Genomic DNA, 13,112 nt, shown 5'->3' on the forward strand with positions numbered 1-13,112 from the left:
TTTATAGCACACTTACAATCCTAATAAATCCAAGTGTCTGCCAATATGTTTTACCAGGGATGCTCTGTATGCATCTTCGTTATTCATTAATGTTGTGAAAAATTCGGTACGGAATAAATCTGCACCAGATTCACTGCTTTTCGCTGTTAATAAAATACCATACGTAACATGGAACAATTGACGAGACGCGTCATGATCCATATAGGCTGGTAAATCTTCATCCGCTGTTTTCGCCAGAGGTGCGACACTGTCCAGATCTGGTGTTACATGGTAATACTTCAATGTTTCCTCAAAATGTTCCTCTGCATATTTATGCATGCGTCGGTAAAGATCTGGATTAACTTGCGCTATTACTCGAACAGCTTCCAACCAGTTTGTTCCTGCTGTTTTAATGTGCAATAAACCTTCTGTGTATTTACCGATAATAGGGAAAACACTGAATTTATCACTACCAGAGTGAATACTTAATTTATACCCAAAGTATTTTGCTATCTCAGCATGTTCGTGTAACTCTTTTTCAAATTGATTAATGTCACCAATGTAATCAATTCCTTTTTGGAATTCACCACAGAATCTTGGAGCCAAACTTTGAACCGTGACACCTCTCCTGCGTAACTCTTCTGCTACAAAAAAGTGCGCTTCTGGTGCTGTTACTGTTTCTGTTTCATCAATTGAAATCTCGAAATCGATCGCTCTGTCTGCTTTCGCGATGTATTCGGTATAGACGTGTTCCATAAAATCGATCGCCTCACCATACACTAATACATTTTTATGAAGACTTGCCTCATCATAGCTAATTTCTAATCCCTGAACTTCAAAGGATTTATTCAAATAATGATTTTTATAATACTCTTTACGATCTACCGGGAGACTTGCAAATTCCTTATGAATATCATCTGTTGTTGCTCCTTCAATATCATTGCGGATCTGCTCCGAGCAATCTAGTGTCAGAAAGGAAAAACCAAGACCTAATGCATATTCAATATCCTTTTCTAACTTAATATGGTCCGCATCGGCGCCATAACCGTCTTTGTAGCCTTCCTGGAACACTGCAAAAGTAGCAGCGTCTAATATATCTGTCATCGTTCTATTTAATAATGTTAATTCACGAATACTTTGCTGTGCTAAAATCGGCTTCACTTTTCTGTTCATTACTGTTTCAATATGTCCTGGTGAGGCTACCCCTAGACGATCCCCAAGACCCATTGTTGCAATCTCTGTACCAAAAGCTTGTGGTTTCGTATATTCAAAGTGTTTATTTAATACTTTGCTGTTATGATGTGTTAGTGCACAAACCTTTCCGTCACCAACACTTTCTCCATCTAACTCATTATAAAGTGCACCATTTCCCGCTACGACTAAATACTTTTCTGTTCCTGATTTAGTCATAATGATGTTTGATCCCTCAATTTTCTCAAAAGAACGCTCGTAAATGGTGACATTATCCGATTGCTGTGGTAATTTCCCTGCTACTATATCAGCTACTACTCTCTGAAATTGCTCCATACTCTCCACTCCTTTTAATTGTGAACGGTTTCATATTGTTCTAAAAAAATAATAACAACGTTGTTATTTTTATGATATACTATTTAAAAATAGAACACAACAAATATAAGAATTTTTTCAAGAAAGAATTAGGTGATTACGAATGAGTGTAACGATTAAAGATATTGCAAAAGAAGCAAATGTAAGTTATTCAACGGTATCTAAAGCTTTGAATAACAGTCCTTTAGTTAAAGAAATAACGAGACAAAAAATATTAAGAGTAGCGAAAGAAATGGGTTATGAACCTAATTTGGCTGCTAAACAATTGGTTCGCAAAAAAACCGAAGTAATTGGTTTACTATGGCCAACGATAGAACGAATTGTTTTAGCTACATTGGTGACTAATATCAGTAAAGCATTTGAAACCACACCCTATTCCATGATCTTATCCGTCGATACCCCAGAAACAGCAATGGATACGTTTAAAAAGTTCCAAGTAGATGGCATGATTGTCTTTGCTGAATCCAGTCATACAATTACACAAGACAATTTTCCACTTGTTGCTTATGGAGTCTCAGGTAAAAATAAAGCCAGTTATCCAATTATTGATGCAAATCATGAAAAATCGATGGAAATTGCAGTACAGTATCTCTATGATCTCGGCCACCGCGATATTGCCTATGTAGGATTAACGGATACCGTTGATACTTTGCAAAACGAAAAGGTAGAGGGTTATCAAAAAGCGATGAAGCAATTAAATTTGGAGACTCAATCATTTAATACAGATGGCTTGAACTGGTTTGACGGCTATCGTACAGTGGATGAATTACTTACTAGCAAAAAGCGTCCAACAGCGATTATTGGGGGTAGTTATGATATAAGTGGCGGGGTTCTCCGAGCACTGCAAGAGAGAAGCATACAAATTCCTGAAGAACTATCATTAGTCAGCTATGATAATATTCCACAAATGGAAACAATGGAAATCCCAATGACATGTATCGGTGTCCCAGTTGATGAATTAGCAGAGGAAATAGTAAATGCTATTATAGAGCGAATTGAATTAGATGAAGATGGGGATTCCGTAAAAAAATTGACGCCTTCTTTAACAGAGAGACAAAGTGCAGGGCCCGTTTCTAAGTAATACGAAACCTATTTCTCTTAACATTCGTATGTAATAAGGGAGGTGGGATTATTGATATTTCGTTCAAAAATGGATCGTACTGTAAAAATTTTTTTAACTATCGTCATTTTTATTTTGGCAGGGGTTACCTTAGTACCAATCCTATTCGTTCCTAAGGTTCCACTAGAGGCAATCATTATCTTATCGATGACATTCCTATGTTCAGCAATACTTATACTTTGGCCAGTCTTACATATAAAGTATATCTTTTACGAGGATTATCTATTAATTATCGGTGGTCCTTTTCGTAATAAAATTACCTACGAAGACATTACAAGAATAGAAGATAGCCATGACTTATGGACAGGCTATCGTATATTGTCTTCCAAAAATGGAATCGAAATTTTCTACAAAAGTGGATTTTGGGGGAGTATTAAAATTTCTCCGGATAACAAGCAGAAATTTATTAACGAATTATTAAAAAGAAATAAGTTAATCAAAACAAGACAATGAACAATTTCTTGTTTTGATTTACTTTAGTTCACGCCAAACGGAAGCATAAACATCCTTCAACGGTACATTATGTTTTTCTGCTAATTGCTTACAATCTTCATATTCTGGCGATGACTTAATTACCTGATGATCTTGCAAGCCTTCTTTAACGGTTATGTTTCCATATTCGGTCTCGATCACTCGGGTTCGCCTTTCCATTCGAAAGACTGTAATTGGGTAATAGCGAATACCTAAAGTTGTCGTTTCTGATAAAATAATTTGCTTTATCTCTTCAAATTTTGTTTGGCTGCACAATAATTGCAGTTGAACTGCTGGACGGTTTTTCTTCATATAAATCGGAGTATAATATACATCGTTGGCTCCTGCTTCAAATAATTTATCCATGACAAACCCGAGCCATTCGCCTGGCGTGTCATCTAAGTTCACTTCCACTTTTATCATGTGCTCATCGGTATGTTCCTGATCAGGAGGGTGTGATCTCATTACATCACCTCATTTAGTTTATTATTTCTTTTACTCTGCCAACTGTACCATCTTCTAATTTAACTTTTATTCCGTGAGGATGTGTCGCAGAGTTGGTAAGTAGTTTTGATACAGTGCCTTCGGTTAATTTGCCAGAGCGTTGATCCTGCTTTTGGACCACTCTTACTTTTGCACCTACTCTAATGTTATCTCTTTTTGTACCATTCATGTTGTAGCTCCTTTATGTTTTTATCTATTATAACAAAATAGACAAAAGAAGCGAATGACTTCATGATCCGTCATTCGCTTTCTCATATTGCTTATTTAAATAATCTATACTCTCATCGATGAACGGTTCCTTTGTATTCTCTAGCAACACTTCAATAAATGGCTTATGCTTTTTTAACCACGTAAAAAGGAGGTCATAGCGCAAAAGACCTTTTCCTACTGGCACCATCTTAATCCAGTTATCTTCGATGACAAAATCTTTCGCATGTATAGCTACAATCCGATCGCCAAATAATTGAAATGATTCTTGTAATACACCTTCCTGATTCTGATAGTTTTCCATCGACATAAAATTAGCTGGATCAAAGATAACTTGCAGATGATTGGAATTGACTTCATCTAATAATCGCTTCATCTTCTCAGGGGTATGGATCGGATGATTAATACCACCTTCTATTCCAACAATTATTCCCCATTTCTCTGCTTCCGTTGTTAATTCTCGCACACTGTCAACGACCTTACGAAAGGCTTCTTCTGTAAAATTGTTCTCTGTGTATCCCATTTTTTCATTTACGTTTCCTGTTTCTGAACCGACAATGCTACAACCAAAATCTCTAGCAAAGCGAATATGTTCTTTGAATCTATCAAGTAATAGCTTACGTTTCTCTTGATCGGGATGAATCATATTAATATAACATCCTAACACAGCAATATCTACCTGATTTTGTCTAAAAGCATTCCTCATATATTTAGCAAATCCTGGACTTAACGAGCCCGTATTGGTTGGAATCGTTGGAAAAGATTTCGCTAGTGCTAGTTGAGCAACTCCTAATCCTTTTGCGGCTATAGTCTTTGCTATTTGATTGGGGTCTTGATAATCAATGTCATGACCACGAATTCCTAAGTTCAGCTTCATATTACACCAGCTCCTTTTTACGGGCACTTTTTGTTATATTTCGGGCACTTTTCATGATTTTTCGGGCACTTTTTTGTCTTTCCGGGCACTTTTATCCATAATCCGGGCACTTTCGCTAATTAAGTGATCATATAGAAATGACTAGCTTCATATAAAGCTAGTCATTTGCACTTATCTTGCCAACCAGCCACCATCGACAGCCAGAACATGGCCGTTCATATAATCCGAGGCTTTGCTTGCTAAGTAAACAACGGTACCCATTAAATCGCTTGGATCTGCCCAATAACCTGCAGGGATGCGCGATAAAATCTCTGCATTTCTTTTCTCATCTTCTCGAATAGGGGCAGTGTTTTTTGTGGCAAAATATCCCGGTGCAATTGCATTTACTTGAACACCATGTTCCGCCAATTCGTTTGCAAATGATTTGGTTAAACCTGCGACAGCATGCTTGCTTGCGGTATACGGTGGAATGAATTTACCACCTTGAAAAGAAAGCATGGAGGCTATATTAATAATTTTTCCTGAGCTTTGGCTAACCATCACTTTGGCTGCAGCTTGACTTAATAAATAGACTGCATCTAGATTTAATGCCAATACCTCATCCCAATCCTCATCCTTATACTCTAATATTGAATTTCGTCGTATCGTACCAGCATTATTAACAAGAATATCTACAGAATTAAATTTCTCTAAACACGCGGGCACAATCTTTTGAAGTTGATCACGAGCCGCTAAATCTGCTTGATAGAATTCCACTTTAGCTTCCACATCTCGTAGAAATCCTTTTGTTTCTCCCCAATTGGTGCCATGTGTTACGACAAATACATTGGCACCAGCTTTCGCAAGCGCAATGGTATAGGCTTGCCCTAATCCTGTATTTCCCCCTGTGATAATCGCTGTTTTTCCTTTTAAAGAAAAATAATCTATTGAAAAATCCTGTAAACCTTCACCCATAAAACATCCTCCTTAGCGTAATTCCTCCATTTTTATGTGATCCATGTCCGTATAGGTAATGTTTTCGCCGCACATTCCCCAGATAAACGTATAATTACTTGTTGCCGTTCCACAATGTATCGACCAGCTTGGCGAAATGACCGCTTGTTCATTTTTGAGAATAAGATGTCTTGTTTCACTTGGTTCCCCCATGAAATGAAAGGCACGTGTATCCTCTTCCATATCAAAATAGAGATAGACTTCACTACGACGATCATGCGTATGAGCAGGCATCGTGTTCCAGACGCTTCCCGGTTGCAGCATGGTTAAGCCCATTTGCAGCTGACAGCTTTCACATACATTAGGGTGAATATATTGATGAATTTTTCTTTCATTTAATGTTCCAGATTCCCCCAACTCTAAAGGCTTAATGTCTTTAATATCAATTTTCACTGTTGGATACGTATGGTGAGCGGGCGATGATAACGTGTAAAATTTAGCAGGGTTTGCCGGATCGTTCGAACCAAACCAAACTTCTTTGGTACCACGACTGACATATAAACCGTCATGACGTTTCATCTCATACCTTTCTCCATCTAAGACAACGTAACCAGGATTACCAATATTAATAATTCCTAATTCTCTCCGCTCCAGGAAATAATCTACTCCCAGTTGCTTATCCAGTGTAATTGTTAATTCTTCTGACGCAGGTGTCACGCCACCGAATATCATACGATCAACATGGGTGTAAGTTAAGTGCACTTTTCCTGCTTCAAATAATTTTTCTACTAAAAATTTTTCTCTTAATTCATCGGTATTATATCTTCTTATTTCCTCTGGGTGATTGGCATAACGTACTTCCATGATTCATTCCTCCTATTAAGATTATCTACTAATCTCTTGATTTACAGTTCCCATAAATTGCTCCACTTCTTCTGCTTTGAACACATTTCCATCTCCTTTAATGGTATGTTTTAAGACAGCATTTGCAATTGCAAAAGAGACCATTTTGTTTTCCTGCCATTGATTTAAGTAGCTAAAGATGATCCCTGCTGCATAGGCATCCCCCCCACCAATTCGATCAACAACTGGCTCAATCGCATATTCTGAACTTCGATATAACCTGCCATTAGCAAATAGATTCCCTTGTAATAAATGTTTGGAAGAAGAAAATACTTTTCTTGTAGTGGATGCAAGATAACGAATAGATGGATATTTCTTTTGGATATTTTGGTAATAATAGTTTAATTGCTGTTCCTCATCCCAATCTGCTTCCGCTTGTGTGATACCTAATAAATAGATCGCATCCATATGATTACAAAATGCTATATCGACATAGTCTAAAACCTGCTCAAATGCATTTTTCGCCTCTGTCTGTGACCAGAGCTTAGCACGATAATTAAAATCGAAACTAACTTTTATACCTTTTTCTTTTGCAGCTTGCATCGCATGTAACGTAATATCACGTAATTCCTGCGATAATGCTAATGTAATGCCTGTTGTATGAAAAAGGTCGACATCTGCTAAAATCGTATCCCAGTCAAACTCCTCTGCTTTCACTTTAGAAAAACTTGAATATTTCCGGTCATACGTGACGTTACTTACCCGATTTGCAATTCCTGTTTCTACAAAATAAAGACCAAGTCGATCACCACCAAGCAATAGATGATTTATTGAAACATGATTTGATAATAAGTATTGTTTACAGCCATCTCCAATATTGTTATCAGGAACCTTTGTCAGATACTCTGTCGGTACTCCTAAATGAGCTAAAGAAACGGCAACATTTGCTTCAGCACCACCATAATAAAAGAATAACTGATTGGTTTGCGGTAATTTCACAGTCGGATCTGATGATAAACGGAGCAGCATTTCGCCAAATGTTAACACCTTCATGGCGTAACCTCTTTTACTTTTCTGACGTACTCTTTCGCTAACTCGATGATTTTTTGATAATCTCCATCTTTCGCTGGTGTTATTAAATTGCCCCCAATTCCTACTGCAAAAGCTCCGTGATTCAACCATTCCTGGACATTTTCGAGATCCACCCCTCCAGTAGGCATCATATTTGCTTGTGGAAAAGGTGCGTGAATCGCTTTTAAAAAAGCAGGTCCTAGATTACTTCCCGGAAATATTTTTACGACATCTGCTCCTGCTTCCATTGCCTCCTTCACTTCTGTCACCGTTAGACATCCGGGCATATAAGGAATTTGATACAAATTACATAGTTTAGCTGTTTCTTTATCAAAAGATGGTCCAACGATAAAAGTGGCCCCTGCAAAAATTGCTTGTCTCGCGGTATAGGGATCCAGCACCGTGCCTACACCAATCGAGACTTGTGGATCATCTTGATAGTTTTGCTGCAGGCTCTCCACTGCCTTCTCAACATGCGGGATGGAATATGTTAATTCTATTATTTTTATACCACCTGTAATACATGCATCTGCTGCCTTTATTGCTTGGTCCACTGTATCTGTCCGGATCACTGCTACGATTTTTTGTGCTTTAAGATTGCTTAAAACATTTAATTTCCTCATGAGCTCACCCCATTTCCAGTGGCGAAATGCGCAATTGGATGACCTAGACGTATTAATTCACGAACAAAAATGTGACAATGTTGATGTGCTCCTTTTTCACTTAAATGGGTATCGTCTTTCTCTCCATCAGGGTATGCTCGATATTCACCAGGCTCTAACCTCATAAACCACTGTTTCGATTGCTCATCACCCGCCTGTTGTAATACTTCTCTTGTTCTAGCCAACATATCAATGCATACGATATTTTCTTCTTTTGCAAGTTCCCGAACAGCTTGTGGATAGACCCCATGCGTTTCTAATAGGTTCCCTTCTTTATCAAAGTGTCTTCTGGCAATAGACGTTAAAAGAATAGGTGTTATATCAAAAGAATGCGCTCGACTGATGAAAAAACGAAGGTTATCCTGATAGCTTGTAAAAGGTTCTGTGGCCCGTTCTCGATCTTGCTTTTGATCATTGTGGCCAAATTGAATAAGCACATAATCACCCTTTTTGGAATCCTGCTCCAACCTATCCCATCTACCTTCACTGATAAATGATTTTGTGCTCCGACCAGAGGCTGCATGATTTTTCACTTGGATATCATTGGTGAAATATTGACTCAATACTTGCCCCCATCCCATTCTAGGATATTTTGAATCTTCAACCTTTTCCATTGTCGAGTCACCAGCTAATAATAATTGCATTTACCTATCCTCATTTCCGATTTGCATTTGAATACTCGCTAATACAAATGCACCGACTCCATGTAAATCGTTTGTACTTGTTTCGCGTTGCACGTAATAGTCGTAAGTGCCGATAGATGTGCCAATACAAATGTCTTTTAACTGGAACCCTCCCTGCTGATCCACTTCCACCTTATGCTCTATTAATCCTTGGTAGGCTTTTTCGGCAGCTTTCCAATACGTTTTGTCAATGTAATCCATATTCACTGCCTTAGCTATTGCATAGGTGAACAAACAAGAACAGGAGCTTTCTAAATAATTATCCGGTTTACTTGCTTTATCAACTACTTGATACCACAAACCTGTATGTTCATCCTGGAATGTAATGATGGCATCGATTAACTCTTTTACGACTTTTTTTAATTCCTCTCGCTTTGGATGATGAACCGGTAACATTTCGATAAAATTCGTTGTCACCATGCTATACCAACCAAGAGCTCTTCCCCATATTTCTGGAGCATGACCTTTTTCTGTCGACCATGGTGTTTGTTTACTTTCATCATAACCGTGATAATAGAGACCATTTTCCTTCTTAGTATACGTACGCATTAACCGTTCTTGTTCCATTACAAGATCAATTAATTCCGGCTCATCAAACATTTGACCATATTGGATAGCGAATGGGCCTGCCATATATAAGCCATCAAGCCACATTTGATAAGGATATTTGTCCTTATGCCAGAAACCACCTTCTTTTGTTTTGTTTAATGTATTTAATAAATGTCTGAGTTTCGAAGCAGCAATTTTATATCGTTTATCCTTCGTTTCTTTATATAAAGGTAATAATAGCAACCCTGGTTGGATCGCATCCAATTCACTTCTGGCAAAATAAAAATTACCTTGCTCATCTACTAAACAATCTACATATTCCTTATAATAATCAAAATACTTCTCTTCCCCTGTGTACGAAAACACATCCTGCATGCCACAAAGAAAAACACCTTGATGATAATGCCAACGGTCTCTTGGCGGTAATTTAACAGGCCGGAACTGGTTCATTAAGGTATCACATGCTGCCTTAGCCCAATCTAATGCTGTTAATTGCTGTACCGTCATCCGTCTCTCACTCCTCTATTCCATGATATTCAAACCAATCAAAATCAGCGTAATTCTCACTTTCTTTTCCATTGCCAGAACAATACATGCCGATATATGCTCCAACAAATCCACCCGCAACATCTGTGCTTAGAATTCTCCCATCGACATTATGAGCGAGCTGCTTCCAGTCAAATGGGTCTGTAGAGTAATAAAAACGGTAATCTTGACCAATTGCTTCTACTTTCATATATATTTTCTTAGCTTCTATTGGTTGCTTTTCAATAACTTGTTCCACACCAGCTTCTCTTCTTATTAATCGAATCATTCGCTGCTGATCTTCCAATAACACTTCTACACGAAACTGAAAATCCTGATTTTGCAACAAAACGATTCCTGCTGTTTCATGTGCCGACTTTGGCCGAAACTCCATGACTGTTTGTACAAAAAAATGAATATGTTGTTGTCTTCTTCCGATAAAGGCAGGATTTTCTTCTTCCCTAATTGTTTCTTTTTTAGCCCTTAATCGTAGATAACCTGGACGTTCCGTAAGTGACCAAAACTCTCCTCTAGGCGTTCGCAAAAAATTCCACTTGTCATCCAGCTGTGCTGATTCAAATGAATCAACATAAGAGCTTTCCGGCCATTTATGTTCTTGCAGGTTTGGAAATTCTACTCTCGATTCAATCATTCCTTTTCCTTTGTTTACAATAGGCCAGCCATCTTCCCAGTCGAAAGGTACTAGAAATGTTTCACGACCGAGATTCCGGTAATATCCCCCATATGGTCTTGAAGCGAGGCAGACCATCCACCAATCTCCATTTTGTGTCTCGACAATATCGGCATGACCGACGTTTACAATCGGATGATTTTTTCCTAAATGCCGATGTGTTAAAACTGGATTGGTCTCTGTCATTTCATAAGGGCCTGTAACATTTCGACTCCTGGCGATCGTGACTGCATGTGTATGCCCTGTGCCACCTTCAGCAATCATTAAATAATACCAGCCATTTATTTTATATAGATGTGGCGCTTCCTGGGCATGGGCATTTTTCAAAGCACCATCCCATAAACTATACGTTGGTCCAACTAATTGCTTTTTCTCCAAATCAAGTTCCTGTAACCAAATCTCATTATGCTTTAGATAGCGCTGACCTTCGGGTGGTTTACGATTACCGGTATAATAAACTTTTCCATCGTCATCAAAAAAGAACGACGGATCAATCCCGGGAGCACCTTCCAGCCATATAGGGTCTGACCAAGAACCAGCAGGATCTTCTGCAGTTACATAAAAATTTCGTCTAGCACCTTTCTTACTGACAACAAACGTAGTAATCATATAAAATATACCGTTATGGTAACGGATGGTAGGAGCATAAATCCCCCGAGAATTTGGGGTTTGATCTAAATTCAGCTGCTCCGGACGATCCAGGACATGACCAATCTGCCTCCAGTGAACAAGGTCCTTACTATGAAAGATGGGTACACCAGGGAAATATTCGAAACTTGAGGTTACCAAATAATAATCCTCCCCAACTCTACAAATAGAGGGGTCAGGATAAAAACCTGGTATAATTGGATTTTTAAATGTTTTCATGCCTTCACCTGCCTAAAAAGATTTCGTTCATTTATTGTTACATAGTAAATCCTCTCGTAATGGTGTAAACACGTCGAGTAACTGACTATCTTCTAATGCCGTCACTCCATGTTCCGCATTGGAGGGGATATGAAGTGAATCCCCTTTTTCGATCACGATTTCTTTTCCATCGATATGAAAGGCGAGCTTGCCTGATAAGCAATATGTTAATTGTTCGTGTGGATGGCTATGGCTAGATCCTTTTGCCCCCTTTTCAAATACTACTTCCATCATCATTACTTGCTTTCCAGGTGCATGGATTTTTCTTTTCACTCCTGGTTCTGCCTGTTCCCATTGATTAACTGCCATTATGATTCCTCCTTCAGTTTCGTAATGATCGGTAGAATAAATTGAATCGACATCGCCAGTACAATCACATACGCCACTGTGTTCGTATCAATTTCATTAGAGAAGATCATAAAGACGATGATCCCTAATCCTCTTCCGATATTAATTATCGTTTCTCGCAACACGACTGACTCTACACGGAATTCAATTCCTAAGGGAATCCGATCTAACCACTCGAAATAATAGGCCGCATATGCATTTGCCTGTAACGGTTTAAATACATTTTGGGTCACCATAAAAAGAATGACACTGACAATCGCAATTTCCCACGTTAAAAATAATCCAGATGCCAAAAATCCGGTAGCTGCTATCCATAAGTATTTCTTCGTTTGTTGAATATTGGCAAAACGTGAGATAATAAAGCTTGCGAGTATTGATACTGCTAAAAATAAAGCATTTAAATAACCGACAATACTTTCATTTTCAAAAATGCTATAAATTAAAATCGCTGGTATATACATAAGAATCCCTTGGGGAAAGCCAATAATAAACCAACCAATTAACGCATTTCGAAACGCTTTATTTCGTTCCACAATTTGCCCGAGATACTTCATATAATAATTCCGATGACGAATCGATTCCTTTTTAATTTGAAAGCTTCTAAGGGTTGCCACAAAAAACATCAAAAAAGCAATTGAAAAAACGAGTAAATACCCTGCCAATCCATTAAAAAGACTAATCATAAATCCAGCTAATGCTGGGGCGATTAAGTTAGTCGATCCCATTACGATCTGATTCCAACCTAAATAACGGTGCCTATTTTGATTAGATGACACTTCATGGACGATCGTAAAATAAGCGACCCAATATAAGCCCTGAGCAATGCCACGAAGTAATGCGAACAAATAAAAATAGGTAACAATCTCTTCTTGCACCATAACAATAAGTAAATAAAACAGCGCTGTCATCAAAATGCCATAGCGGTAAATCGTCGTTCTGCCTTTTTTCTTAGACATTTTTCCAATTGAAAAAGTGGTCACTGCTTGAGTTAAAATCGCAATTAAGTTATACAAGCCATTAACCCATAAACTATTCGTCAAGCGCCACAAATATAAGTTCACAAATATAATCGATAACGAACCACCGAATTGAAAAATTGCATGATTAATTAAAATATTGACAGCATGGGCTGATAGTCGTTTTTCCTGCTTCTGTTTCATCTGTTGAATCAAGCGGT

The 13,112-nt window shown here is 38.1% G+C and carries 15 protein-coding genes; 2 read left to right on the forward strand and 13 right to left on the reverse strand.

Translation table 11 applies throughout. The features are described 5' to 3' along the window. Positions 1-12: 12 nt before the first annotated feature. Complete coding sequence (locus BUC25_RS04110; protein ID WP_073199903.1) at positions 13-1,506, reverse strand: tagaturonate epimerase family protein; 1,494 nt, start codon at positions 1,504-1,506, stop codon at positions 13-15. Between the two features lie 142 nt (positions 1,507-1,648). Here BUC25_RS04110 and BUC25_RS04115 point away from each other — a divergent pair, with 142 nt between their 5' ends. Beyond that, positions 1,649-2,626, forward strand: coding sequence for a LacI family DNA-binding transcriptional regulator (locus tag BUC25_RS04115; RefSeq protein WP_073199905.1), 978 nt, complete (start codon positions 1,649-1,651; stop codon positions 2,624-2,626). A gap of 51 nt (positions 2,627-2,677) precedes the next feature. Further along, a complete protein-coding gene (locus BUC25_RS04120) occupies positions 2,678-3,118 on the forward strand; it encodes a PH domain-containing protein (RefSeq protein ID WP_073199907.1) in 441 nt (146 codons plus the stop codon). 18 nt (positions 3,119-3,136) lie between these two features. On the opposite strand, the gene larC2 is transcribed toward BUC25_RS04120, so the two are convergent. From larC2 to BUC25_RS04180, 12 genes are all read right to left on the reverse strand, one after another. Then, complete coding sequence (gene larC2, locus BUC25_RS04125) at positions 3,137-3,601, reverse strand: nickel pincer cofactor biosynthesis protein LarC2 (protein WP_073199909.1); 465 nt, start codon at positions 3,599-3,601, stop codon at positions 3,137-3,139. A gap of 13 nt (positions 3,602-3,614) precedes the next feature. Beyond that, positions 3,615-3,809, reverse strand: a complete 195-nt coding sequence (locus BUC25_RS04130; RefSeq protein ID WP_073199911.1) for a YwbE family protein — start codon at positions 3,807-3,809, stop codon at positions 3,615-3,617. A gap of 60 nt (positions 3,810-3,869) precedes the next feature. Then, the gene (locus BUC25_RS04135; RefSeq protein ID WP_073199913.1) at positions 3,870-4,724 is read right to left on the reverse strand and encodes a sugar phosphate isomerase/epimerase family protein; all 855 of its coding nucleotides are present in this window, start codon (positions 4,722-4,724) and stop codon (positions 3,870-3,872) included. A 171-nt stretch (positions 4,725-4,895) separates the two neighbouring features. Next, positions 4,896-5,678 (reverse strand): 2-dehydro-3-deoxy-D-gluconate 5-dehydrogenase KduD, encoded by a 783-nt coding sequence (gene kduD, locus BUC25_RS04140; protein ID WP_073199915.1) that lies wholly within the window; start codon positions 5,676-5,678, stop codon positions 4,896-4,898. 12 nt (positions 5,679-5,690) lie between these two features. Then, positions 5,691-6,521, reverse strand: a complete 831-nt coding sequence (gene kduI, locus BUC25_RS04145) for a 5-dehydro-4-deoxy-D-glucuronate isomerase (protein ID WP_073199916.1) — start codon at positions 6,519-6,521, stop codon at positions 5,691-5,693. Between the two features lie 21 nt (positions 6,522-6,542). Beyond that, positions 6,543-7,553 carry a sugar kinase gene (locus BUC25_RS04150; protein WP_073199918.1) on the reverse strand — a complete coding sequence of 337 codons (1,011 nt, stop codon included), beginning with the start codon at positions 7,551-7,553 and terminating at the stop codon, positions 6,543-6,545. After that, on the reverse strand, positions 7,550-8,194 hold the full coding sequence (locus tag BUC25_RS04155; RefSeq protein WP_073199920.1) for a bifunctional 2-keto-4-hydroxyglutarate aldolase/2-keto-3-deoxy-6-phosphogluconate aldolase: 645 nt from the start codon (positions 8,192-8,194) through the stop codon (positions 7,550-7,552). Before BUC25_RS04155 ends, BUC25_RS04150 begins: the two co-directional genes overlap by 4 nt. Beyond that, positions 8,191-8,877: a rhamnogalacturonan acetylesterase gene (locus BUC25_RS04160; protein WP_073199922.1), complete on the reverse strand. Its 687-nt coding sequence runs from the start codon at positions 8,875-8,877 to the stop codon at positions 8,191-8,193. Before BUC25_RS04160 ends, BUC25_RS04155 begins: the two co-directional genes overlap by 4 nt. Then, on the reverse strand, positions 8,878-9,972 hold the full coding sequence (locus tag BUC25_RS04165) for a glycoside hydrolase family 88/105 protein (protein WP_073199924.1): 1,095 nt from the start codon (positions 9,970-9,972) through the stop codon (positions 8,878-8,880). Between the two features lie 7 nt (positions 9,973-9,979). Next, positions 9,980-11,548 carry a glycoside hydrolase family 43 protein gene (locus BUC25_RS04170; protein ID WP_073199926.1) on the reverse strand — a complete coding sequence of 523 codons (1,569 nt, stop codon included), beginning with the start codon at positions 11,546-11,548 and terminating at the stop codon, positions 9,980-9,982. A gap of 27 nt (positions 11,549-11,575) precedes the next feature. Continuing rightward, positions 11,576-11,896 carry a cupin domain-containing protein gene (locus BUC25_RS04175; protein WP_073199928.1) on the reverse strand — a complete coding sequence of 107 codons (321 nt, stop codon included), beginning with the start codon at positions 11,894-11,896 and terminating at the stop codon, positions 11,576-11,578. Further along, entirely contained in the window at positions 11,896-13,107 is a 1,212-nt protein-coding gene (locus BUC25_RS04180; RefSeq protein WP_073199930.1) for an MFS transporter, read from the reverse strand. Before BUC25_RS04180 ends, BUC25_RS04175 begins: the two co-directional genes overlap by 1 nt. Between the last annotated feature and the right edge of the window lie 5 nt (positions 13,108-13,112).

The sequence above is a fragment of the Gracilibacillus kekensis genome (assembly GCF_900143085.1).
In the GTDB taxonomy this organism is placed as follows: Bacteria; Bacillota; Bacilli; order Bacillales; family Amphibacillaceae; genus Gracilibacillus; species Gracilibacillus kekensis.